The following is a 23,778-nucleotide window of genomic DNA, read 5'->3' as shown; positions in this document are numbered from 1 at the left end:
CTTTTGTTATTGGTTCCTTGTAAATCCGTATTTTTCAAAAACAGTCTTTGCCGTGTCTCCGGACAAAAAATCAATAAAAGCTTTTGCCGCCTCGGTGTTCTTGCTGGATTTCAGTACGGCAACCGGATAGATGATCGGATCGGTGCTGCCTTCCGGAGCCTCCGCGATGGTATCGACTTCGTCGGAGGTCGCCGCGTCGGTGGCGTAAACCACGCCGCAGTCAACGCTTCCGGATTCCACCCAGGTAAGCACCTGGCGGACATCGCTGCCGTAAACCGCCTTTTTCTTGACCTGATCCAGAATCTTCAGGGAGGTAAAGACTTTTTCCGCGTACTGGCCCGCGGGAACGGATTTCGGTTCGCCGAGCGCAATTTTGCCGACCCGGTCCGTTGCCGCGTCCGTAAAAGCGGAGATGCCGTTGGCTTTTCCTTTTGGCACGATCAGTACAATCTTATTGAGCAGAAGGTCTTTTTTAGTATCCGACTGGATCAGCCCCTTGCTCTCCAGCGCTTTCATCTGCTTTTGCGCGGCGGAGAAAAAGATGTCGGACGGCGCGCCTTCTTCAATCTGGGTCTGAAGCGTGCCGGAGGAGGCGTAAGTCGGCGTGATGGTTACGCTTCCATTTTCGCTTTCGTATACCTTTTTGAGTTCATTCATAACGTCCGTAAGGCTTGCCGCGGCTGAGATTACCAGTTCCGTGCGGGATGCCTGGGAAGAGGGGGACAAAGCCTCTGAAGAAACAGCAGGCTGCGCGGAAGAAACCGTTTTCCCGCTGCATCCGCTGAAAACAAACAGGGTCGCTATGCCGAAAACGAACAGTGATTTTCTAATTCCACATTTCATAAGAACCGCTCCTTTGTTTTTTCAGCAGAAGTTCGCTGGCTTTTCGCTCTACCTCCCTCACCTCGCCGCGGTTGGTCCGAATGGAAAAAGCAGGTTCGCAGACGCGGACAAACTGCGACATGTTGCAGTTCCCGGCCCGTTCGCCGATGCCGAAAATAGTTGTGTCAATATAAAGAGCCCCCGCTTTTGCGGCGGCAAGGGAGTTTGCAACGGACATGCCCAAATCGTTGTGAGCGTGGATCTCAACCTCCATACCGGTATACTGAATCAGCTCCCCAACAGCCTGAAACGCACGGGAGGGGCTCAGTACCCCGACCGTATCGGCGAAGCGAACGCGCTTGATTCCTTTTTGCCGCAGCTCGTTTGACAGCGTAATCAGGAAGGTCGGGTCCGCCCGGGACGCGTCCTCAAAGCCGACCGTCACCTCGGCGCCCCCGGAAAGGGCGAGCTCAACGCAGGAGAGCATCGTTTTTAGAAGCCAGCTTTTGTTGCGCCGCAGCTTGGAATAGATCTGAACATAGGAAACGGGCACGCCGATATGGATGATATCCGGTCCGCACGACGATGCGGTTTTGATTTCTTCGGCATTCATGCGGCTCCACACGGAAATTCTGGAATTGCGCTTTCTATGGATGATCTCCCGTAAGGTATCCTGCTCATAGGGCCCCATCGCGGGGATCCCCGCTTCAATCTGGTCGATTCCGGCGTCGTCGAGCATGGCCGCGATTCTGACTTTCTGCTCCATTGTCATGGCTAAGCCGGGGCTCTGCTCACCGTCGCGCAGGGTGGTGTCAACCAGCTTCTTTTTTGGTTTCACCGCGGTCACCCCCTTCCCGGGTATTCGTTTTTATCAGTTCAAGAAATTCACCGTCCGTCAGGCTTCTCCGTTTGGCGACGCTGACCCGGCGAACCAACTGCACAATTTGAGAAACCTCATCCGAATAAGCCGCGAGTCCCATTTCCCGCATTTTCAGCGCGACGGAGGCTTTGCCCGAATGCTTGCCGATGACAAGCCTTCGTTCCGCGCCGACCAGCTCCGGTTTGTAGGGCTCGTAAATTCTTGGGTTTTTCGCGACTCCGTCCGCATGAATCCCGGCTTCCACATAAAAAATTTCTTCGCCGATTACCGGCTTGTGCCTTGGAATCGGAATTCCGGTGATTTCTTCCAACAGCCGGCTTACGCGCGGCATCGCGGAATAATCCTGAGTCGGCTTATACCGGGCAAGCAGGCGAAGGGCAAGAAAAACTTCCTCCGTCGGGGCGAATCCGCCGATGCCGTTAAAACCGGTGACCAAGTTCCGTTCCCCGAACAGAATCCATTCCACCGCAGCGGCCGTCGCACAGGCATAGCCGTTTTCCGGGCAGAATTCGATTTTTCCGGAAAGGTTTTTTACAATCTGCCGGTACGCCATGCCTACGTTGTGGCACATTAAATCGTCCAGACCGGTTACGCGCACATAGGGCAGAACACGGCACTGCCGGAGAAAAGAGATTTCGCTGATTCCGTTAATATGCACCTCGCGGATCACATCCGGTCTGACGACGCCGCCGTTCATCCGGCACACGTAGAACCCGATTTCCGGAATTCTGGGAACCTCCGACAGGTCGTCTAATTTGAGAATGTATTTTCCGCCGCGCGGCAGCACCCCGATTTTTCGGTATGCATTTTCTGAAAGTTCGATAAAATCCGTTCCCAATTCCAATAAAAGCTCACAAAGCTCGCCGAGCTGCTCTGGTGACGCCTGATATTGATCCAGACAGCTCAAGGTTTTGTCCGTTACTCGAATCATTCCCAAATCCCTCCTGTTCCGAAACGGGGGAAACGTCACGTCAAATCATCAGCGACTGGACGGGTTCATCCCCCTCGATGTGCTGTTCCATAATGGTCTCGACGTCGTCCGGGGTTACGTTGCCGTACCAAACGCCCTCCGGATACACCACGACGACCGGGCCTTTCTCACAGAGCCCGAAGCAGCCTGTGTTTGTCACCGTCACTTCGCCCTCCAGTTCGCGCTCCTCAATTTCCTCCTGAAACCGCCGGGCGACGGCGGCGGAGTCCTTTGTGCAGCAGAAGCCCTTCTGCGTTCCGTTGATCCGGCTGCTGGTGCAGACGAAAATATGATGCTTCGGCTGATTCATGTTTCAATCCCTCCCGTCATCTGTTTTGCCGCGTTTTTGACCGCGTGTTCCATCTTGTCGTAAGTCGTGAACGTCCTGATGCCGTGCCAGCTCGGCTTTTGCTCCGGAAAGCCGCCGCAGTCTTCCACGGTTTTTAGGATTCCTTCCATATGGGTTCCGGAGCGCTGTCCCGTGCCGCCGCGGTAAGCTGGAGCGGAGCGCCTGACTTTTGCTGCGGCTTTTCCCGGAATTCAATGGAACGGTCGTTGTCGAGCGTCCCGATTGCGTCGGCGCGGCAGTGCCGGCAATGAAGCATTTGGGGCAGAATTTTTCCGCATTCCCGCCGGAGGTCCGTCAGCTTTCGGTTTGGGACGAGAGGAAGATGCTCAAACGCGCTGCCTTTGACCGGAACAAGCTGCATGATGTTGGTCAGCTTGACGCCAAGCTGTTTTACCGTTCGTACGACTTCTGCAATTTCGTCTTCGTTGATGCCGCTGAGCAGAACGATGTTTACCTTGCAGACGACTCCAAGCGAGCAGAGAAGCTTCAGCCCGGAAAGTTGGTTCGCGAGAAGGATGGAAGCCCCCTCCTCGCCGTAATACCGCTTTCCCATAAAATCGATATGGGAGTAAATCTTTGCCCCGGTCTCAGGGCTTACGGTGTTCAGGGTGACGGTCACATGCGTCACGCCGAGCCGAACCAGTTCCTGCGCGTAAATCGGAAGCATCAGGCCGTTTGTCGACAGGCAAAAGGTGACGTTCGGGTCATACGCGCGGATCAGGCGAAGCGTTTCCGATGTTTCGGGAAAGTTCGCGAGCGCGTCTCCCGGCCCTGCGATGCCGGCCACGGTCAGATTCGGAATTTTTCCCTTGACACACCTGTATTTTTCCAGTGCTTCCTCCGGAGTCAGAATGCCCGATGTGACGCCGGGCCGGCTCTCGTTGGGGCAGTCGAATTTTCTCACGCAGTAGCTGCACTGAATATTGCATTCCGGCGCGACGGGAAGGTGCATTCTGGCGTATTTCCCCTCGGCGCAGGTAAAGCATGGGTGTTTTGCCGTTCGAAGAGCCAGACTTTCGGCGGTTTCATTGGGAGGCGTGACGGCGGCTGTTTCATCGGGAGCCGAAGTTTTTTTCATACCCCGATAATATTTTTCATACTGTTCGCCGCGAAAACGTGAGTTCCGTTTGGACAGCAGCGTGTTTGTCATGCGGTCCAGCAGCTGAAGCGACCCTTCGTACCCCAGCATCCGCAGGCGCTGCCCGCCGATGTGGTCGTGAACCGGGAAACTGTGGCGCACCAGGTCAAGCCCCAGGTTGGCGGCGGCCCGACGCGCGTCGGAGCTGCCGATGACCAGATTGGCGCCGTTTTCCCTCGCGGCGTGTTCAATTTCATCGAAATCCGCGTCGTTTAAAACGGAGAACCGTTTCACAAGCTGAACGGAGGCGGCCTTTTCAATTTGCGGACGCAGGCTTTCCTCCCAGCCCTTGCAGTCCGAGCCCGTTGCCGCAACGACCGGCACCGCCCCGTTTTCACAGCAGAGGCCGACGACCGACCGGACGAAATCCGGTTCCCCGCAGATGACGGGGCGGGCGAGCGCGTTGTATTTATGGGAGTCGATCATCGCGTCAAGGTATCGTTCACGTTCTTTCCTCAGCTCTTCCGAAACCGTTCCGCCCAGCTTTTTCAGTTCAAGGATGAGCGCATCCGTGGCGGCAAGCCCGCAGGGCAGGGGAAGGCGGAGAAACGGGACTCCGTATTTTTCATTCAGGACCCGAGCCGGAGAAGTGTCCTCATTCTGAAACGCCGAGAGCTCCAGAGTGATCCTTGCGCCGCCCATTTGCCCAATTTCCGAAATCGGCGTGCCGCCCATCGGAAGGCGGTTGTAGAAATCGCCGTGACCGCCGTCAAGATTTTCAGAAAGGTCGGGAAGAAGAATCGCCTCGGCGCCCATCTCTTTCAAAAGCGATTTCAGCCAGCGCGTATCCGCCGGAGAGATCATTCCCGTAATGATATTCACTTTCCCGTTCGGGCGAGTGTCCATCTCGACTTGGGAGACAACGGCCCGCAGAGTTCTGAAAAAGCCCTCGTACTGGGTCCCGGAGTAACCGGCGGACGGGACCGTGATCAGCGCTGCGTCAAGCTCAGGGTGTTTCTGCCGAAAGGTTTCAACAATGGCGGGTACATCTTCGCCGATTGTCTCCGCAAGACAGGAGGTCGCAATGCCGATGACCTCCGGATGGTAAAGCTGAATCAGATTTTCAAGCCCGCGAATCAGATTGTCCGCCCCGCCGAATACGGTCCCCTGCTCGGTCAGCGAAGAAGAGGCGATATCCACCGGCTCATTGTAATGCGTCGCCATGTGGCGGCGGATATAAGTGCTGCATCCCTGCGACCCGTGCAGGATGGTCATGCAGCCGCGAATGCCGAAAAAAGCGGTGAGGGAGCCCATCGGCATGCACATTTTGCAGGGGTTTACGTTGAGCTGAACCAGATTTGCCCCCATAAGCGCAACTCCTTTCTGTTTTCCATGATTAGATCGTCCGGGAGGAAACTGCCTGCCACACGGGACTGTTCACGGACAGATTGATTTCCTGTGCAAAGTTTACAACGCCCTCATACCCCGCGAGCGCGTGCTTGCGCTCATGGTTATGGTCGCAGAATGCGATTCCCAGCTTGTAGGCGAGCGGCCGTTCCTTTACGCCGCCGACCAGAAGGTCCGCGTGCGTTTTGCGGATGAAGGCTTCCAGCTCTGTCGGGTTCGTGTCGTCCAGAATCACCGTGCCCGGATTTACCAGACTTTGAATGGTTTCATAATCCTCCGGCTTGCCGGTCTGCGTCCCGACAACCACGGTTTCAACACCCATCTCGCGGAACTGACGAATCAGCGAAATCGCTTTGAATCCGCCGCCCACATAGATAGCGGCGCGTTTTCCGCGCAGCTTTTCACCGTACGGCGCAATGGCGGTTCTGACTTTTGCGCTCTGCTCTTTGGTGAACGTCTCCGCGCGTCTTGTGGTTTCTTCATCTCCCAGCGCGTTCGCGACCTGAAGCAGGGAGTTCGTGGTGTCCTCTATTCCGAAAAAGCTTACTTTCAAATACGGGATTCCCATCTTTTCCTCCATCCTTTGCGCAAGGTACAGAGAGGACCCGGCACACTGCACAATGTTCAGTCTGGCGGAAGGCGCGCGAATCAGCGTTTCGTAACTTGCGTCCCCCGTCATGGTGGAAATGACCGGAACGCCTATTTCCCTGAAATAATTTTGAATAATCCAAATCTCGCCCGCCAGATTGAAATCCCCAAGAATATTGATTCCGTTTTGCTTCGGCTGGTTTTCATGAGGCGCAAGCAACTGCAAGAGGGCGTTGCATGCCAGTTTGTAGCCCTGTGACTTGGTTCCGGAAAACCCCGGCGCCTTTACGGGGATGACGCGGTTGTGATAGGTCTTTTCCGCCTGACGGCAGACCGCTTCCACGTCGTCCCCGATGACGCCGACAATGCAGGTGGCATAGACAAAAATGAGCTTTGGCGCGTATTTTTCCATGATTTCATCAATGGCGGCCTTTAACTTTTCGGCGCCGCCGAACACGATATCCTTTTCCCGAAGGTCGGTGGAAAAGCTGTTGCGGAACAGGGTCGAACCGCTGGTCAGACTGCCTCGGATATCCCAGGTGTAGCTCGCGCAGCCGATCGGCCCGTGAACAATATGGAATGCGTCCGTGATTGGGTTAAGCACTACGCGGGCGCCGCAGTATACGCAGGCGCGCTGGCTCACCGCGCCGGCCACGCTCGCACGGTCGCATGTGATCGGCTCCCGGCTGCCCTTTCTGTTTTTCAGCAGGATGGAGCTTTTGCGCTCCTCCAGAATTCCGGTTGTTTGCAATCAACCACCTCCAAAAATACAGAAATACCGCAAAGGCACTCGCACCTTTGCGGTATTTACAGAAAATAATAGGATGATTCCTACATAACCATTTCAAAATCTTCATCCGCGCAGTCGCGGTCCCTGCGGTCCATCATTGCGTTTGCGATTTTTTCCACCAGCCGCATCACGCCGCGGTATCCCACCAGAGGCTGGTAGATGTGCCCGTAGCGGTCCAGAATCGGGAACCCGGCGCGCACGATCGGAATATCCTCCGCACGGGCGATATATTTTCCGTGTGAACCGCCGATCAGAAGATCCACCGGGTCGTTCTTGATCCACTGGTGCAGCTCGAAAAGGTCGGCCGCGGCTTTTGCCGTGCAGTCCTCCATCCCGAACTGGGAGAACAGGGCGTTTGCCTTTGTGACGAACGCTTCGCCGGGAGTACCGGTAATGACATATTTGGGAATCATCCCCATTTCAAGGGTCAGACTTGTCAGCCCGAGCACGGTATCCGGATCGCCGTAAATCGCAGCGGATTTCCCGTAATAATACGGATGGGCGTCCATCATCAGGTCGATTGCCTGCCCGCGTTCCTCCTCCAGCGCGTACGGAACCTCCCCGCGAACATACCGGGAGAGCGCCATGACGAAGGAGTCGGTTGCTCCGATGCCCATCGGGTAGGGGAGCAGCGTGTGCGGAACCTTGCATTTTCGCTCCAGGTCGGCGGCGGGCTGGGCGCTTGTCAGTTCACCCAGAGCGAAAACTCTGTCGCAGTCCCCGAGAGCGGCGATCTCCTCGATTCTTGTTCCGCCCCGAGGATACATCTCGTAGGAGCCGGTCATCGGGGAATCCATAACGCCGCTGGTGTCGGGGAACAGAATGCAGTCCGCCCGCATCAGAGCGGCGATCCGCTTCAGCTCACGCATATCCCCGGGATTCACAAAACCCGGAAAGATTGCGGCTTTTCCGTTTGATTTTCCCGTTGAATGCGCCAGATAGCGGATAAACCCGCTCATCATGTTGGAAAAGCCGGTGACGTGGGAACCGACGTAGCTCGGCGTGTTGGCATGGACGATGAATTTTCCTTCGGGAATCTCCATCTCCTGAAGATAGGATTTGACGTCGTCGCCGATGGTTTCGCTCAGACAGGTGGTGTGTACGGCGATAATGTCCGGATCGTAGATGTCGAAGATGTTTTTGACGGCGGTCTTCAAATTGCTGTTGCCGCCGAATACGCAGGCGCCCTCTGTAAACGAGCTGCTGGAGGCGATGGCCGGTTCCTTGAAGTGGCGGGAGAGATAAGTCCGGTGATAGGAGCAGCATCCCTGGGAACCGTGGCTGTGCGGCATGCAGCCGTGAACGCCGAGCGCGCAGTACATGGCGCCGACCGGCTGGCAGACTTTGCACGGATTGATCCGGAGTGCGGTCCGTTCGTTCATTTCTTTCGGCGTCATGCTAAGCATTTTTCTTTCCCTGCCTCTCTTCCTCCGGATGCGTCAGCCTTCCGGTAAGGGTCGGTTCCGTTTTCCAGGGGGGCGTCACGTAGCCCCACACGGGGACGTACAGGCCCATGGAAATATCTCTTGCGAAATTTACGGCTCCGCGGAATCCCGCATAAGGCCCGCTGTAATCGTAGGAATGCATCTGGCGGGAAACGACGCCCGCCTTTTGCAGGATATATTTGTCCTTGATTCCTGAAAAGAAGAAATCCGGTTTAAACAGGCGCAGCAGCTCCAGAGTTTCGAAATGGTTGAAATCGTCGATTACCATATTGCCGTCGTTCATCTCATGAATCATTCCGCCGTAATCCGCGAGCGGAATTTCCTGTTTCAGGTCTTCGAACCGCTCTTTGGAAACAATCATCCGGTAATGCTTTTCGTCCGGCTGCATGTGGAGCTGTTCAATATTTTTGCTGTCCGCGTCCTCTTTAATGTTGGGCAGGATACCGCGCCCTTCATAATCGTCGCGGTGCGCGAACTCATACCCGGCAATCACCGTGTGAACGCCGAAATCGGCCAGCAGGTTCTGGTAATGATGCGAGCGCGAACCGCCGACAAAAATTCCGGCTGTTTTTCCTTTCAGCTTTTCGCGGTAATAATCGATGTCGTCCTGGATCTCGGAAAGCTCGTCGGCAATCACCGCCTCGGTGCGGGCCGTCAGGTCCGGATCGCCGAAGTACTTTGCCATGTCCCGCAGGGATTTGCACACGGCTCCAAGACCGATGAAATTGACCTTGATCCAGTCGATATTGTATTTATCCTTCATCATTTCCGCGATGTAATTGATCGACCGGTGGCATTGAACCAGATTCAAACTGGCGGTGTGGGCGTTTTTCATCGTTTCGTAGCTGCCGTTGCCGGTGAACGTCGCGACGATGTCGTAACCGATCCGCTTGAGAATGCGGGCGATTTCCCATTCGTCCCCGCCGATATTGTATTCGCCCAGAATATTGACGGAGAACCGCTTGGCAGGGGGTGCGTCGCCCGACCCGACGATGTATTTCATCAGGCCGTTGTTTGCAATGTGATGCCCGGCGGACTGGCTGACGCCTTTATACCCTTCGCAGCTGAACGCGAGGCATTTGATGGAAAATTCCTGCTGCGCCCAATCCGCCACGGCCTGAATATCGTCGCCGATCAGGCCGACCGGGCAGGTGGAGCAGATCATGACGCATTTCGGGTGAAAGATGCCGACGGCCTCGCGGATTGCCTGCTTCAGCTTCTTTTCCCCGCCGAACACGATATCCGGTTCCTGCAGGTCGGTTGACAGGCAGTACTCCAAAAAATTTCTTCCGTCAACGGGCGTAGCCTTGTTGCGGCGGGTTCCCCAGCTGTAAAAACCGCAGCCGATGGGGCCGTGCGTGATAATGGCCACGTCCTTGAGCGGGCCGAGCACCACGCCCTTGCACCCTGCGTAACAGCATCCGCGGTTTGTCATGATTCCCGGGACCGAGCGGGAATTTGCCGCGATGCTCTGATCGCTGGGAGCGTTTTCCACCTGTATGACATGTTCTTTTCTGTTTTTATAGACTCTGGCCCCGTACTGATCCAAAATCCGAGTTCGTTCTTCCAACGATACCAGTCCTTTCCCGGCCGGCTTTTTCCACCGCGCCCCGTTAAATCAGGCGGTCCGCGGAAAATTCCGCCGTACGCACCTTGTATGTTTCCTTAACCGGAAGCACGAAAATTTTTCCGTCCCCGGGATTTCCCGTCTGGTTCGCGCGGATGATTGTATCGACCGCCTTTTTTACCTCGTCGTCGTCGACCACAAGCGTAAAAAGACGTTTCGGAATCAGCCGCGCGCTTTCCGTCAGTGCTTCGCCGTAAGGCGTGGCGGGAATCTGCATTTCACTTTCGACCATCAGTTTCAGCGTGCTCAGGTCGAGACTCCGCTTTCCCCGGCCAAGACATTTCCGGCAGAAAAAGGAAGGGAAACCCGCTTTTGAAAGCGCCTCTTTTGTGGGGCCGATCATGTTAAGACGGATCAGCGCCATAATCTCTTTCATTCTGACCACCCTCCTTACAGACCGGCCTTTCCGGTACTGATGGTAAAAGCCTCTTCCACGGGAGAAATAAAGATTCTTCCGTCGCCGAACGTTCCTTTTGTTCCGGTACGCGCGTTTCGCAGAATGACCTTGACCACATCGTCTTTGTCTTCGTCACGGACGACGGCCAGAAGCATCTCCTTCGGAATTTCGTCATAATGCACGTCTTCCACTGTAATCCCTCTTTGTTTGCCCCTGCCGTAGACATCCATTTTTGTGATTGCCGGAAATCCCGCGGCCATCAATTCTGACAGTACAGTCCCCATTTTCTCCGGTCGGATGATTGCCCTGACTAAAACCATTTTAAAATCCTCCTCTCCGTCTCGCGGCCGGTCTTATGCGATATCCAGCATTCCGTGATCCATTAAGATCTGTTCCAGGCGTTCCTGCTTGAGCGGCTTCGGAATGACAAACATATCGTTGCCGTCGATTTTCCTGGCAAGTTCCCGGTAAACGGCGGCCTGGTCGGACTCGGGCGCGTAATCAATCACCGTCTTTTTATTAATTTCCGCCCGCTGAACCATATTGTCGCGCGGTACGAAATGAATCATCTGCGTGCCCAGCTCTTTGGCGAAAGCCTCCACCAGTTCCGCTTCTCCGTCCACTTTGCGGCTGTTGCAGATGATCCCCCCGAGCCGCACGCCGCCGGTGGAGGCATATTTTTGAATCCCTTTTGAAATGTTGTTCGCGGCGTAAAGCGCCATCATTTCTCCGCTGGCCACAATATAAATTTCCTGCGCCTTTCCTTCGCGGATCGGCATGGCAAACCCGCCGCACACAACGTCGCCCAAAACGTCGTAAAACACATAGTCAAGGTCCGGAGTATAGGCCCCCAGCCGTTCCAGCAATCCAATGGAGGTGATAATCCCTCTTCCCGCGCACCCGACACCCGGCTCCGGCCCGCCGGATTCGACACACTTGATTCCGCCGTATCCGGTTTTCATCACATAGTCCAGGTCGATGTCCTCGCCCTCCTCCCGGAGCGTGTCGAGGACGGTCTGCTGCGCCAGCCCCCCGAGAATCAGCCGGGTCGAATCTGCCTTCGGGTCGCAGCCGACGATCATGATGTGCTTTCCCATTTCCGCCAACCCCGCGTTCAGGTTCTGCGTCGTTGTGGATTTTCCGATTCCGCCTTTTCCGTAAATGGCAACTTGTCGCATAGTGACAGCCTCCTAACGCTTCTGTTCGCGTCCGAACTCCGGCCGGCAAAGTGTTCCGGGGCGAAAATTCGGAGTTGATCCTGTGACTTGTTGCATAAAAGTATATCTAATTATTCTTTTTTCAGCAATACATCAAATCATAGAGAATGCCTGACAATTTTTCTATAATTTGGATAATAGTTCTAAAGATCATAATATTATGCGGGAATCCTTGACTATTAGAAGGGAAAGCACTATTGTTATATTGATTGAGATGAATTAATCATATCGCGATATCGGAAAATGATCTGATCAAAAAGTGACCGTATGAATAATTTAATACTAAAAACTGCAAATTAGGAGGCGAATCAGATGAGTTCAATTTCGATTGTTTTGAACCGTAGGGGAGAAATCGCGGCAAAGTCTCTATCCTGTCTCCGTGAAACCGCCCGTCCGCGGGACGGAACGGGGCACGGTGGAGCCGGCGACCTGTGGGGAAGGAGGAGCTGAATATGGAAATAGATACTCGTTACGGCCGTCTGGCCGGCTGCTTTGAGGAAGAGTTTTACGGCGACGGAACATTGAAAAGCTGCAGTTTTGGGTGCGAAAACCAGCTGAAAACCGGCTGCGGAACTCTGGTTCCGCGCTTTGGTCCGGAAAATGTCAGAAGAAAATACGGAAAGGCGGTCGGGTTTTACCCTGACGGAGCGATCAAGAGGGTCGTTTTGGAGAAGCAGACCGGAATCATTTCCCCAATCGGAGAATTTCCAGCCGAGCTGGTCACATTTTATGAGGACGGTTCCGTCTGCCGCGTTTTTCCGTTGAACGGGAAGATTTCCGGGTTTTGGTCGGAGGCGGATGAAGAAAAGCTAGCGGCGCCTCTTCACTTTTCTTTTGACTTCGGAGAATTTTCCGCAAAAATGATCAGTATTCACTTTTATCCGGGCGGCAGTATACAGAGCATTACGCTGTTTCCCTGTGAAAGGATCACCTTGCAGACGCCTTTAGGAAAGGTAAAAATACGCGGCGGATTTTCTCTGTATGAAGACGGCAGGCTGCAATCAATGGAGCCGGCGGAACCAACGCCTGTTACCACACCGATCGGTGTCCTGCACGCTTTCGACAGTAATCCGGTTGTTGTAACCGCCGACCGCAATTCCCTTTGTCTGGAACCCGGCGGAACCGTTGCGAGACTTTCGACGGTAACGGATGAGATCATCGTTCAACTGCCGGATGCACGGCTCGAAACGATTCTGCCTTTAAAAAAGACAAATCCGCTTGATGATGAGACAACCGTGACCCTGCCGGTTCAGGTCGAGTTTCAGGACGGGTGTGTTCGGCTGACCTGCGAAAAGGTGCATCGGTATTCTCTTACGGAATGTGCTTTTACGATTCTGCGTGTCCCGTACGTCGCGGGATTTTCGCCTTGCTCCGGTTGCAGCGGATGCGGGGGTTAGCTCCTAGCTTCCATGTGTGACCGCAGGCTGACCGGGCTGACGGATGAACTCGATTCTGTCCAGATCCGTATGCCGGAAAATAAACGGAATTTCAGATACGCGGCGGGAAGATTGCTTGTTGAAAACTTGCCGTATCCTTTTCGGTGTGATACAATGAAGGAAAAAGATGGGAAGTGAATCCAAACATGCCTTGCATCCAGACAAAAGTAAACGTGGGCATTTCACCTGAAAAAGAAGAGACCTTGAAAAAAGAACTGGGAAATGTGATTGCGCTGATTCCCGGAAAATCGGAAAGCTGGCTGATGCTGACCTTTGAAGACAACTGCCGCATTGCGTTTCAGGGGAACAGTCAGGAACCAGCCGCTTTCGTCGAAGTAAAGATTTTCGGCAAGGCGCCGGATTCGGCTTATGATGCTCTGACGGCTGAAATTACAAAAATTCTGGGCAGGGAACTCGGCGTCAGCGCCAAACGCATCTATGTAAAATACGAGGAAGTTCAGCACTGGGGCTGGAACGGCGGTAATTTTTAAATTGCCCCTTAGAAAGGAGAATCGGTTATGGATGTCGGTAGCATCGCAGACGCCAGTATGGCAATGAGCATGGCGAATACCCAACAGGCAGTCGGGACCACCGTACTCAGGAAAACCCTTGACATGGAACAGACGGAGGGAATTTCACTGATTCAGAGCATGCAGGAAAGTGCCCCTTCGAACCACATTCTGGATATGCTGGTCTGAACACAGAGCAGCCGCAAAGGGAATACGCATGCAAAACCGCCGCCCGGGATTTTATCCGGGCGGCGGTTTGCCGCACATGGGGTCTGATGTTAAAGTTTCAATGGCTGCTTTCATCGCAAAATTTCAGTAAAACCTTCATCATTTTCCCGGTGTTCCTGTCAAAATCAGAAAACGCGTCGGCAGCTCTGGTAAAGTCGTAAACGTTCGTTATGACCCGTTCAATATTCAATTTTCCGTCGCCGACCGCGCGAATCAGGTGCCGGAAATCATCGTTTCGCGCGTTTCGTGACCCGAAAATATTCAGTTCTTTTTTCTGAATCACAGTAAAATTGAATTCCAGACTCTTTTTGCCTACCCCAATCTGTACGACCCTTCCGCCATATGCGGCGGCGTCGACACAGTTTTGAAAGGTAGAAGGCTGTCCCACCGCTTCCACAGTAACGTCGAACCCGTTATGATTTGTAATGGAGCGAACCTGCTCCTGAAAATGTTCGCTGCTGTCGTTCAGCAAGGTTCCCGCAAAATCGAAATTGGTGTTCACATACTCAAGTTTAGCCGGATCAATATCGCTTAAATACACTTCTCCACCCATCAAAAGGGCGGACACGGCCGCCAAAACTCCGATTGTCCCGGCGCCGACAACAAGAACTTTATCACCGGATTTCACATCCGCTCTTTTGACACCGTGATACCCAATGCTGAACGGTTCGATCAGAGCCAGCTGCCGAGGAGGGATTCCCTCGCCGTCGAACAGCCGGTCGGCAGGCATGGTGAAATATTCCCTGAAGGAACCGTCTCTCTGCACGCCCATCGTTTCGTTGGTTTCACAGCAGTTTACCAATCCTCTTCGGCAGGAATAGCAATGGCCGCAGTTAAAGTAGGGATTCGCCGTTACCACCATTCCCGGCTTTAGCCCCCTTTCGTTTGGGCCGATCTCCACGATTTCCGCAGAGAACTCATGCCCGGGGATGCGGGGATAGGAGGCATAGGCCATGATGCCGCGGTATGTACTTAAATCGCTTCCGCAAATCCCGCCGTAGAGCATCTTTAAGAGAACTTCTCCCTCTTCCGGGCGAAAAGAGGGGAAAGATCCTTCGCCGACTATAATTTCATACGGCTGCCGTATGGACAAATACTTCAAAAGCTTTCCTTCCTTTTCGTATCCGAGTGGACAAATCTATTGGTATCATAGGTTATATTTTACGGATTGTCAAGGGAATGCTTTGTGACAGATGCACAATTGTGATTCGCGATCGGCCGCGCCGAAAGAAATCAGTACACAATAAATGCGCTTTAAAAGGGCTTTTAAAGCCCTTTTAAAGCGCATTGTTCTTTCCGGGACGATCGCTTCTGTATTTTGCTGTTGGAAATTCATCCTTTTCAGCGGTTTACCGTAAGGCGCCCGTTTCAGAGCGCGGGCTGTGCGGCGGAATATCTTGCCCCAAGAAATTCATCGGGGCGCCGCGTAAGAAGAGCATATGAATGGCGGCCGGCGTTTTCTACTCAAACAGAACCGGGATTTGCAAGCAGCTCTACGCGGGAACTAATGAGAGCAACCAGCGGGACCGTCAGAATAATTCCAATACATCCGGCAATGCTTTGAAGCAGTTCCACCCCGATCAAATCGGTGCTGATCAGCTGTGAAAACGGAATGCCGTAGGACCCGATCAACACCAGCAGATTCAGGGAGGAACCGGTGAATGCGAGGATCAGCGTGTTCGCCATGGTTCCCATTGCATCGCGGCCGATGCTCAGTCCGGAGCGGAACAGTTTCCCCGGCCCCATTTTAGGATTTGCCGCGTGCAGCTCGCTAACCGCCGAAGCGATGGAAATTGCTATATCCATCACGGCGCCCAGCGAGGATACGATGATTCCGGCAACCAGAAGCCCGTCAATCTGAATGTGGGATTTCCCTGTTTGCAGCAGGAGTGATTCCGCTTCCTGCATATTGAAACCGTTCATGCCGGCGGCCACCCCGGCGGCTGCCGAAAACAGGCCGGAAAACGTGACGCCGGCCACCGTACCAAGCATGGCGGAGACCGTTTTCCCATTCCATCCGGCAAGCAGAAGAAAGCAGACCGGAGAAGTCAGCAAAGCAATCACAACTGCGGCCAGCACGGGGGAAACGGCATTCAAAATCATGGGAATCAGAAGAAAGAAGACGCAGCCCATGGTAAAGAGAAGCCCAAACATGGACCGGACTCCCCTTTTTCCTCCGGCGACGCAGAGCAGCAGGAGGAAAAAAGCCGTGACTCCCAGAAGTACGGCGGAGCGGTCGTAGTTGTATACGGAAGCCGTATAGCTGCCGTTTTTCTGGGTATCGATTCGCACAACGATGCGGGAGCCCTGGTGTGCGTAAACATTGTGGAGCGCGCTCAGATAATTGGGCGTTTTCATTACTTCGCCCTTGTGCGGCCCCTGAAGAATCTGAATTTTCAGCTGTTGCTCGCCGACCCTCCGGCCTCCGGAGGCGGGGTCGGGCGAAGTGCTGTCTTCTGAAATTTCAAGCACTTTGGCGGAGACGTAATCCGAATCGCCGCCCTGCCCGTACAGTGTCAGGGGATGGAACCCGCCGAATGCGGCGATCAGCCCCGCAGCGGCGATGAGGAACACCAGAATGACGACAGCGCGCAGGCATAACGTTTTCTTTGGTTCCCGGATTATAAGGAAAGACCGGATGCTTTTTTTCATATTTTCTCTCACTCTTCCGTGCGGAAAAATGGAAACCGCCCGGCTGTGCCCCAGCGGACGGCTTCCTGTCGTTCTTTGACCGGACTGTTTTTAAAATTACAAATTAACCCTTCACGAAAAGGTAGCACAGCGCGACAGGATTTTTCCCGTTCAGCGTACTGTACAGGGCGGTGGCTTCACCGGGTTTGCCGACGGCCTTTACCGTGACATAACAGACGCCATTTTTCCGTCTGACCGATGCGGTGAACACGGAGCCGTCGCCCACATTCAAGGCGGGCGACGTGCCGTTCGAAGCGGTTACTGCGAATGTATAGCTTTCGCCCTGCTTCAGGCCCACCGGATAGGTCGTGTCGGTCTGAACCGGATAAGAATTCGCGGCCGCGCCGGGCATCAGAATATATTCGGAGCAGTGAACGATCCGGATTGTGACAGAACCGTTCGCATCCACCGTGTATTCCCCGTCCGGCAGCGCTTCCAGGACATTCGCCTGAGGATTGAAGTAATACAGGTTGACGGTGGAATTCGGCCGGATTCCCTGCTGGCCGCCGACGTAGAGATGAACATTGGCCGGGGCGGGGAGAAGGCCGTTTTCGCCGAATTTCAGAACGACGCCGATCCCGCCGGGTGCGTTGTCGGATATAATCTTTGCCTCTGCCGAACCGGATTCCGCAGGCCCAAGGTTTACGGCAAGGTCAAGGTTCGCGGCGGGAGAAACCGGAGAAGCGCTCAGAGCGGACCCTGTGAACTCCCAGCGATACAGTTCCTTTCCGCCGGCGTCCTCCACAGACAGGACGATGTTTTTCAGGGCGGATTTCGCTTTGCTCAAAACCTCCTTGGGAAGGCAGAGAGACAGGCCGGCGTTTTTACCCGTCAGTATTTCGGAGGGAATGCGGATGCTGATCCCGACCGTTTTTACGGCACTGCCGTCGAACTGGGGAACGAGATCCGCCGAAGACGGCACGATCCTGATAAGCGCCGGATGCTGCGGCGTAGCACCGGAGATTTCCGATGTTATGGAAGACGGTACGGTGATGGTGATATCCGCGCGGTTCCCGCTGACGACGGGGGCGGAATCCGGTCTGCCGGTAACCGTCGCGACGGTTTTTCCGCCAACCGTGGAAGTGGCAACCGTCGAATTTGTCGCGGAGGAAACGACGGTATCCTTTTTCGGGGAGGAATCGTCGTCGGAATGGTGATGATGGTCGGTGCCTCCGCCGTCCGTACTGCCGGCCGGCGTGATTTCATTACGGTCGCGAACGCGCAGGCAGACGCCGTCCGGGTCCATATAGACCAGGCCGACCGCGCTGACGGCGGCATTTTCTTTGACCAGACCGCTGAGGTCGACGTCCGGCGAGATGTAGCCGTTGATCAGAATACGGATTTTGCCGGAACCGGAATTCAGGGTGAAGCTTTGAACCACTCCGCCGAGCTCTTTTATATCGGAAACTGTTCCGGTCACTTTCACCAGGCTGCCTCCGCGGGTGCTATAATCGGCGGCGTCCGCCACGCTGAGGGAAACGGGAGAGACGGGCTTTTCCGCTGTGTCGATCACTCCATAACCCTCGACGCCGCTGCCGATTTTTAATTCCTTGTCGCCCTGATACGAATCGACATGGCCGACGACACGCAGCTTCTGGCCCACTTTGATTCCGCTGCCGTTGGCAATGGGGTAAATATCGATTCCGCCGGTCGAATCCTGAAGGTAGACGGTGTCCGTAAAGGCGTTCGGCGCTTCGCTGCCGGCCGTCACGGTCCCCTCCACAGCATAGACGGCCCCAGTCTCGCCGGCTGCCCTTACGTCCGCGATGGAAGTGGTTGGAATGTCGGTTTTGACGGAATCCAGAACGTTACGGAAGATGGTTTTATTCGCATAATCAAGGTCCTCGTAATTGTCCTTATCCACTTTTACTTCAAAATCAGAAAGAAATACGGTGCCGGCAATCAAGACCTTGCCGTTTCCAACCGGTTCTTCCGCCAGCGCGCAGACGCTTCCCTTCTTTTTCACCGCGTTGCTTTCCTCATAGACGGCTGTGGGAGAGGAAACGGGGATTCCGGATTCGTAGGTGCTGTCCGATGCCCGCGAATTGATGGAATAGGTCGTGTCAAATCCATCAACCAGCTGTGTGGCGTCTTTGCCCGCGTTTACCGAACAACCGCTGTAAAAGCTGTATTTCTGGTCGGGAGAAACGTCTTTCATGTAGGGGGAATCCGTGTTGAAATTTTGGAAATAAAGGCGATAAACCTGACCGCCGTTTTGATCCTGATCGACCACTTCATCGTTGGAAATGGTGCTTGTCGCCCCGATGCCTTTCAGCAGAGTGTTCATCTGCGAAGCGGAAGTATACGGATCGTTTGGGCCGTCGGAATAATCGGACAGGCCGCAGACCACGGCGGTTCCGCCGTTTTGTACATACTCTTTCACCATCCGGATGAAATCGTCGCTGAAGGTTTGCGGCTTGTAGGCGTCGCCGGCCTTGCTGGTACCGCTGCTTTTGGCCGGAGCGGAAATGACCAGCAGCTGCGTGCCTTTCAGCATCTCCGGGGTAATCCGGTCGGCGACAACTTTGATCTGGGTTCCGTCGTCCGCTGCAATTTTTGTCACATTTCCCATGCTCTGGCTGTAATATCCGGTGACATAGTCGTTGAAATGAGTGCCGTCAATGATGACTTTTGTCACGGCACCCGGGTCCGCCACCTGCATCTGTAACGCGTTCGTGTAGGTTTTAGGGGCTCCGCCAAGCGTTCCCTTTAAGGTGACGTGAATGGTTGTGCTTCCCGCCGAGTTTGGCGTATAGCGGAACGAATCGTTCTTTGTCCCAAGCGAATCGAGGGTTCCTCCTCCGCTTAAGTCGTTGCCGCTCACGGTTCGAATTACCTCGTCGCCAACCTTGTACTCCAGAGAATCAATCGTCAGGGGGGAGGTCTCGTTGTTGAAGAGAGATGCTGTAATGTTGACCGGTTCGCCCTTGATCGGCAGGTCTGTGTCCGCCGAAACGGAGGCGATGCCGGCCTTATCGACTTCTCCGGTCCAAACGGGGGCGGTGACGGCGATGTCTTTATCCGCTTCGGTTACGCGCAGATAGTAGTAGGAGTAGCTGTTCGGAATGGAAAAATCAACCGAGGCTTTGCTGGAGCTTATCTTTTTTGTCGCTGCGACACGGCCGCCGTTCACGATGACTTCGACCGTGCCGATGCTCTTGTCGGTTGGGTCGGAAAGATCGGCGTGAATGGACAGGTTTTCACCCTTTTTCACCGAAATTTCGCTGCCCATGACCGCGCTGTCAACCGTGTAATAAATGCTCAGGTCATTGTCCTCCGTCGCGTACACACGGCGGTTGCGCAGCGCGTCGTACAGGTTTTCCTCCGTTAGGCTTTGGGCCAGGATCACGCTGCGGGCCGTATTGGAGTCGCCCCAGTTGCCCTTGTGGTTATCCTGATTGTTGGTCGGAGCCACATGCCAGCCTTTATCCAACGCTCGGGTGTAGTATTCATAGGAGGGGAAATACCCGACTCCGCGAATCGGCCCCTCGCCGTTGCCGACCTCGATCATATTGATCTGCTTGTCGTACGAAGGACTGAAGTCGGCAAAATCGTAGAAATCACCGAATGTGGTCCCCGGATGGTTAAATTGAGAAATCGAATCGGGTACGCTGGTCAGGGTTTTATAGTACGCGTCCAGGCCGGCCGGGTTGGATGCCGACTGCTTTTTATTGCAGTAGGTTGGGTTCTGCCTGTCTTCAAAGCCCGGCGTGTCAAAGGTGTTGATGTGGCCGGAGCCGTCGCTCCAGGTCATTTCATACCCGTAAACGCCGAGAAAGGTGGAGCCGGGGTCGTCGGCGCTATCCGAGTTTGGAATTTTTTCATCCGTAATCGCCTTTGCGGCGGCATGGCCTTCTTTCCAGTTCTCGCTGCCGGAGCCGTCCAGAATCGTATTTTTGTGCGCCTGGGCTTCGGATGCTGTTTCAAAATAGTTCGAATGATCCGTGACAGCCTCAAAATCCAGGTTTTTGGCTTTAGAAGCATGGTCATAGGCCTGTGTAATACTGCCCACACCGTCGGAAAGCGTCGTGTGGGAATGCAACTGGCCGAAGTAGATATGATAGGTTCCTGTGAATTTTTCCCGGTAAGTAAAGACGGACTTTTCACTGTTCTTGAGACCGTCCTTTGCCGCGTACACCGTCAGGGTGGCCGGCAAAGCTGTCAGCGTAATCGGTGTGTTTGTGTCGTAAAGCTGATATTTGTCATCTGTTGCAGACGGATCCAGCGTATAATAGATTTTCGCGTCTGCGGTCGCGCAGGAAAGCTTGACCGTATCGCCGACCTTGGCGTTTACACTGCTGCCGGGGTCCGCGGTTACGGAGGCGGCCTGCGGAGTTTCCGGCGTGGAGTCTTTAACATTGGTGATGCCGTTCGCGCTGAGCAGCTGCAGGGTGTAGGCGCCGTTATAGCCTTCCAGGATTCCGGTGAAATCCGCCGCTTGTCTCTTGGAAACCTTGGCCGCAACGGCGGAATAGCCGTCGCCGCGCCGGCTGTCCATTTTAGCGGAAAGCGTTTTTTCATCCTGAGTTAAAGTGAGATTCGCGTTATGGTATTTGTCCTCTGACAGATCGGAAACGATGGCGCCCGGAATTTTAACCAGCATACCGCCAACGGATTCTCCGATTTTGTCAATGGTTACTTCTTTTGCAGCCGGCACGTCGCCCGGTGTTTTCGTAATTTTAACACTGGTGACTTTCAGCTCGAGATTGTTATTGTATACATCCGTGCTGCCAGTGGCCTCCACGGTATCGCCGGGCTTGATTCCGGCATCCTTTAAGACGCTGTCGCCGAACAGCTCAATGCCGCCGGCCGCATCCTGTATGTACAGCCCCAACGATGAGCTGTTATACGGGTGTGCCGCAACGCCGGTCACGGTAACGGTATGGCCTTTTCCGGCTTTTCTGGCGTCCCCGATCGTATGGACGGATGCATGATCCACTTGGAACGTCTGCGTCTGCGGATGCTCTTGGCCTCCGTCCACCCAGGCGCGGATCGTTGTGGTGTCGTGAATCGTAATCGGGTTCTGATACTTTGTTCCGTCTCCCGGTTTATTGTTGCCGGGATTGAGCTCGTAGTAAATCGCAGCGTCGGTCGTTGCGGTAAGCTTTACCGTGGTTCCCTCCGGCACGAAGCCGTTGGAGTCCGGCGCGCTGCTCGGCGTGAACACAACGGTTTCCGTACTGTCACCGCCGTCGCCGCCTCCTGTTTGGCCGGTGACGATAATGTCGTTGATATAGCAGACTCCGCCGCTTGAGGTCGTGCCGTTATCCGCGGGAGTGAAACGGATTGCGGCGGTGCCGGCCGGCAAACTCAATGCGGTGTCTCCGCTGCCGAAAGTAATGGCTTTTACGCCGCCCGAAGTAGCGTTGATGGTGAAATCGCCGTTCGCTACATCGGCAAAGAAATCGCCGTCTTTGGAACTTTGAACTTTCCAATTCGCGGTAACGGTTTTGGACCGCCGAAAGCTGGCTGAGACTGCTATTCCGGTGGAGTTTTTCGCTTTGTCCGGAAGACTGATCTGCCAGTATTTTGCACCGGGCTCACCGTCAAATCCGCTTGCCGCAAGGAAATATTGTGTGCTGGTGCCCCAGCTCCCGCCAACGTTTGTCGATAAAAAACCGGAATCCTTGAAAGCTCCGTCCGTCGCATAAATTTTTGCTTCTGACGGTGCCTCGGCGGGGTTGCTGGAAATATTCCACGAGGCCAGAGTCTCTGTTTCCGCTTTTGCCGAAACCCCAGGTGAAACCGAGATCGCGCTGAGCACCAGTGCCATGGACAAAAACAGTGACACCGGTTTGCGCCATAATTTTTGCATTCGCTTCCCGTCCTCTCTACCAATAAGAAAATAATTTTTCTTATCTATTCTACGAAAAGAATATTAAAAGGACAGGCAAAAAATGTAAGATCGGTGTAAAATCGCACAATGCTTTCTTCTTAAACGGTTCTTTGCAAAAAGCAGTATCGCGGGGAAGCCCTTCGCCTGATCTTGCGAATTTCCGGAATTAAGCCGAGGGGGGGCGGCTGTCGGTAAAGTTATGTTGTCTCCCGTTCAACAAGGGAAGCATGATAAACGATATGTTGAACTGATTGTATTGATTCAGGGTCGGCATTCATTTCATCGACGAGAATCTGAGTCGCCTTTTGCCCCATTTCAAAAGAAGGCATTTCTATAGAAGTCATGGATGTTTCCAGCATTCCGCCGATGCAGTGCCCTGTAAGGCTCATAATTTTTACTTGCTCCGGGAACGCAACACCCCTTTCCTTTAATGCGCGGATTACGCCGATTCCCTGTACGTCGGTTGCAGTCATAATTCCATCCAGATTCGGGTTTTGATCAAGCAGGCGGTTGGTGCCGTCATATCCGTCCTGATAATAATTTTTCTGTGCTGATGGCTTTGCTACATTTTCTTCATATCCTAATTCTGCGAGCGCATCGTGATATCCATTGTAGCGCTCCAGATACGGGATGATTTTCTTAGAACCGTTGATCAGGCCAATGTGCCGGCAACCCTTGGAGACTAGATATTTGATGCCTTTATACGCACTTTCATGGTAATCCGTAACGACACTGCTCATGTGTTTATTCTGATCCCGAACCACTTGAACAATGGAAATCCCACTTCCCCGGATGTCGCGGAGCAGATGGTTGTTCTCTCCGGTAGAGGCGATGATTAGGCCGTCCTCAAACCCGTTCCTTAATCGGTCCAGGCACTCTTTTTCCGCGATAGGATCGTCCATCGTGTTGCAGATAACCGTTTCATATCCGAGCTTACGCGCTTCGATTTCGATCCCCTGAGTTAATTCCGCAAAAACCGAAAGACTGATGGTAGGAACCACCACTCCAATCGTGTGCCGTTTTCCCTGCCGCAATCCCTTTGCAAGCAGATTCGGATGATAGCTTAGCTTCTTTACGGCTGCATAGACCCTCGCCTTGGTATCCGGATGGACATAGGAAGTATTGTTCAGTGCTCTTGAAGCTGTGCTGACATCGACACAGGCCAACCTTGCGACATCTTTTAAAGTGGCCATTTCAATCCCTGCTTTCTGCAATCGTTTGTATTTATTGTAACATCTTTTCGGATCATATTCAACAAAAATCCCCTCCGACAATGAAACATCGGGAGGGGATTGGCAAAAGCTATAAATATTGGGTTAAGAATATTGCTCAGAGACTGACTTTACCGCAGCCGCATTTTTCAACGCCCTCTTTGACCCAAGCTTTTTCCTCGTCGGTCAAAGGCAGAACCGGACGGCGCATTAAAGCGGAAGAGAAAATGCCGCGCTGGACAAGGGCTTCTTTCATGCGTGCGTGCGCCTCGCCGGAGGGCTGGCCGCCACCGTAGA

At 54.0% G+C, this 23,778-nt stretch carries 20 protein-coding genes; 4 read left to right on the top strand and 16 right to left on the bottom strand.

What is annotated here, in order from left to right:
* Nucleotides 1–6: 6 nt before the first annotated feature.
* The 12 genes from modA to nifH form a co-directional block, all read right to left on the bottom strand.
* On the bottom strand, nucleotides 7–843 hold the full coding sequence (modA, locus tag ACLQ3M_RS14045) for a molybdate ABC transporter substrate-binding protein (RefSeq protein WP_411678317.1): 837 nt from the start codon (nucleotides 841–843) through the stop codon (nucleotides 7–9).
* Nucleotides 827–1,660, bottom strand: coding sequence for a homocitrate synthase (locus ACLQ3M_RS14040; RefSeq protein WP_411678316.1), 834 nt, complete (start codon nucleotides 1,658–1,660; stop codon nucleotides 827–829). Before ACLQ3M_RS14040 ends, modA begins: the two co-directional genes overlap by 17 nt.
* Nucleotides 1,635–2,633, bottom strand: coding sequence for a hypothetical protein (locus tag ACLQ3M_RS14035; RefSeq protein ID WP_411678315.1), 999 nt, complete (start codon nucleotides 2,631–2,633; stop codon nucleotides 1,635–1,637). The genes ACLQ3M_RS14040 and ACLQ3M_RS14035 overlap by 26 nt, the downstream gene beginning before the upstream one ends.
* A gap of 40 nt (nucleotides 2,634–2,673) precedes the next feature.
* On the bottom strand, nucleotides 2,674–2,982 hold the full coding sequence (locus ACLQ3M_RS14030; RefSeq protein ID WP_066649713.1) for a 2Fe-2S ferredoxin: 309 nt from the start codon (nucleotides 2,980–2,982) through the stop codon (nucleotides 2,674–2,676).
* A complete protein-coding gene (locus ACLQ3M_RS14025) occupies nucleotides 2,979–3,131 on the bottom strand; it encodes a hypothetical protein (protein ID WP_411678314.1) in 153 nt (50 codons plus the stop codon). Before ACLQ3M_RS14025 ends, ACLQ3M_RS14030 begins: the two co-directional genes overlap by 4 nt.
* Nucleotides 3,116–5,467 carry a nitrogenase component 1 gene (locus tag ACLQ3M_RS14020; RefSeq protein ID WP_411678313.1) on the bottom strand — a complete coding sequence of 784 codons (2,352 nt, stop codon included), beginning with the start codon at nucleotides 5,465–5,467 and terminating at the stop codon, nucleotides 3,116–3,118. Before ACLQ3M_RS14020 ends, ACLQ3M_RS14025 begins: the two co-directional genes overlap by 16 nt.
* 28 nt (nucleotides 5,468–5,495) lie before the next feature.
* Nucleotides 5,496–6,845, bottom strand: a complete 1,350-nt coding sequence (gene nifE / locus ACLQ3M_RS14015) for a nitrogenase iron-molybdenum cofactor biosynthesis protein NifE (RefSeq protein ID WP_411678312.1) — start codon at nucleotides 6,843–6,845, stop codon at nucleotides 5,496–5,498.
* 80 nt (nucleotides 6,846–6,925) lie between these two features.
* Nucleotides 6,926–8,290 carry a nitrogenase component 1 gene (locus ACLQ3M_RS14010; RefSeq protein ID WP_411678311.1) on the bottom strand — a complete coding sequence of 455 codons (1,365 nt, stop codon included), beginning with the start codon at nucleotides 8,288–8,290 and terminating at the stop codon, nucleotides 6,926–6,928.
* Nucleotides 8,283–9,899, bottom strand: a complete 1,617-nt coding sequence (locus tag ACLQ3M_RS14005; protein ID WP_411678310.1) for a nitrogenase component I subunit alpha — start codon at nucleotides 9,897–9,899, stop codon at nucleotides 8,283–8,285. The genes ACLQ3M_RS14010 and ACLQ3M_RS14005 overlap by 8 nt, the downstream gene beginning before the upstream one ends.
* Nucleotides 9,900–9,942: 43 nt before the next feature.
* Nucleotides 9,943–10,332 (bottom strand): P-II family nitrogen regulator, encoded by a 390-nt coding sequence (locus ACLQ3M_RS14000; RefSeq protein ID WP_411678309.1) that lies wholly within the window; start codon nucleotides 10,330–10,332, stop codon nucleotides 9,943–9,945.
* 14 nt (nucleotides 10,333–10,346) lie between these two features.
* Nucleotides 10,347–10,673, bottom strand: a complete 327-nt coding sequence (locus ACLQ3M_RS13995; protein WP_411678308.1) for a P-II family nitrogen regulator — start codon at nucleotides 10,671–10,673, stop codon at nucleotides 10,347–10,349.
* Between the two features lie 33 nt (nucleotides 10,674–10,706).
* The gene (gene nifH, locus ACLQ3M_RS13990; RefSeq protein ID WP_411678307.1) at nucleotides 10,707–11,531 is read right to left on the bottom strand and encodes a nitrogenase iron protein; all 825 of its coding nucleotides are present in this window, start codon (nucleotides 11,529–11,531) and stop codon (nucleotides 10,707–10,709) included.
* Between the two features lie 351 nt (nucleotides 11,532–11,882).
* Here nifH and ACLQ3M_RS13985 point away from each other — a divergent pair, with 351 nt between their 5' ends.
* The 4 genes from ACLQ3M_RS13985 (at nucleotide 11,883) to ACLQ3M_RS13970 (ending at nucleotide 13,704) form a co-directional block, all read left to right on the top strand.
* Nucleotides 11,883–12,020 (top strand): hypothetical protein, encoded by a 138-nt coding sequence (locus tag ACLQ3M_RS13985; RefSeq protein ID WP_411678306.1) that lies wholly within the window; start codon nucleotides 11,883–11,885, stop codon nucleotides 12,018–12,020.
* Nucleotides 12,021–12,022: 2 nt separating this feature from the next.
* Nucleotides 12,023–12,967, top strand: a complete 945-nt coding sequence (locus tag ACLQ3M_RS13980; RefSeq protein ID WP_411678305.1) for a hypothetical protein — start codon at nucleotides 12,023–12,025, stop codon at nucleotides 12,965–12,967.
* Between the two features lie 185 nt (nucleotides 12,968–13,152).
* Nucleotides 13,153–13,497, top strand: coding sequence for a phenylpyruvate tautomerase MIF-related protein (locus ACLQ3M_RS13975; RefSeq protein WP_411678304.1), 345 nt, complete (start codon nucleotides 13,153–13,155; stop codon nucleotides 13,495–13,497).
* A gap of 27 nt (nucleotides 13,498–13,524) precedes the next feature.
* A complete protein-coding gene (locus tag ACLQ3M_RS13970; protein WP_066649737.1) occupies nucleotides 13,525–13,704 on the top strand; it encodes a YjfB family protein in 180 nt (59 codons plus the stop codon).
* Nucleotides 13,705–13,801: 97 nt separating this feature from the next.
* Here the strand turns inward: ACLQ3M_RS13970 and ACLQ3M_RS13965 are convergent, their stop codons facing one another.
* The 4 genes from ACLQ3M_RS13965 to ACLQ3M_RS13950 form a co-directional block, all read right to left on the bottom strand.
* Nucleotides 13,802–14,845, bottom strand: a complete 1,044-nt coding sequence (locus ACLQ3M_RS13965) for a zinc-binding alcohol dehydrogenase family protein (RefSeq protein ID WP_411678303.1) — start codon at nucleotides 14,843–14,845, stop codon at nucleotides 13,802–13,804.
* A 362-nt stretch (nucleotides 14,846–15,207) separates the two neighbouring features.
* Entirely contained in the window at nucleotides 15,208–16,395 is a 1,188-nt protein-coding gene (locus ACLQ3M_RS13960; protein ID WP_411678302.1) for a YibE/F family protein, read from the bottom strand.
* A 103-nt stretch (nucleotides 16,396–16,498) separates the two neighbouring features.
* Nucleotides 16,499–22,249 (bottom strand): CehA/McbA family metallohydrolase, encoded by a 5,751-nt coding sequence (locus ACLQ3M_RS13955; protein ID WP_411678301.1) that lies wholly within the window; start codon nucleotides 22,247–22,249, stop codon nucleotides 16,499–16,501.
* Nucleotides 22,250–22,467: 218 nt separating this feature from the next.
* Nucleotides 22,468–23,463 (bottom strand): LacI family DNA-binding transcriptional regulator, encoded by a 996-nt coding sequence (locus ACLQ3M_RS13950; protein ID WP_411678300.1) that lies wholly within the window; start codon nucleotides 23,461–23,463, stop codon nucleotides 22,468–22,470.
* Nucleotides 23,464–23,778: the final 315 nt, after the last annotated feature.

It is taken from the genome of Caproicibacter sp. (assembly GCF_046707225.1).
Classification (GTDB): domain Bacteria; phylum Bacillota; class Clostridia; order Oscillospirales; family Acutalibacteraceae; genus Caproicibacter.
The sequence above is the reverse complement of the archived record's forward strand: the minus strand, read 5'-3'. Positions and strand labels throughout refer to the sequence as shown.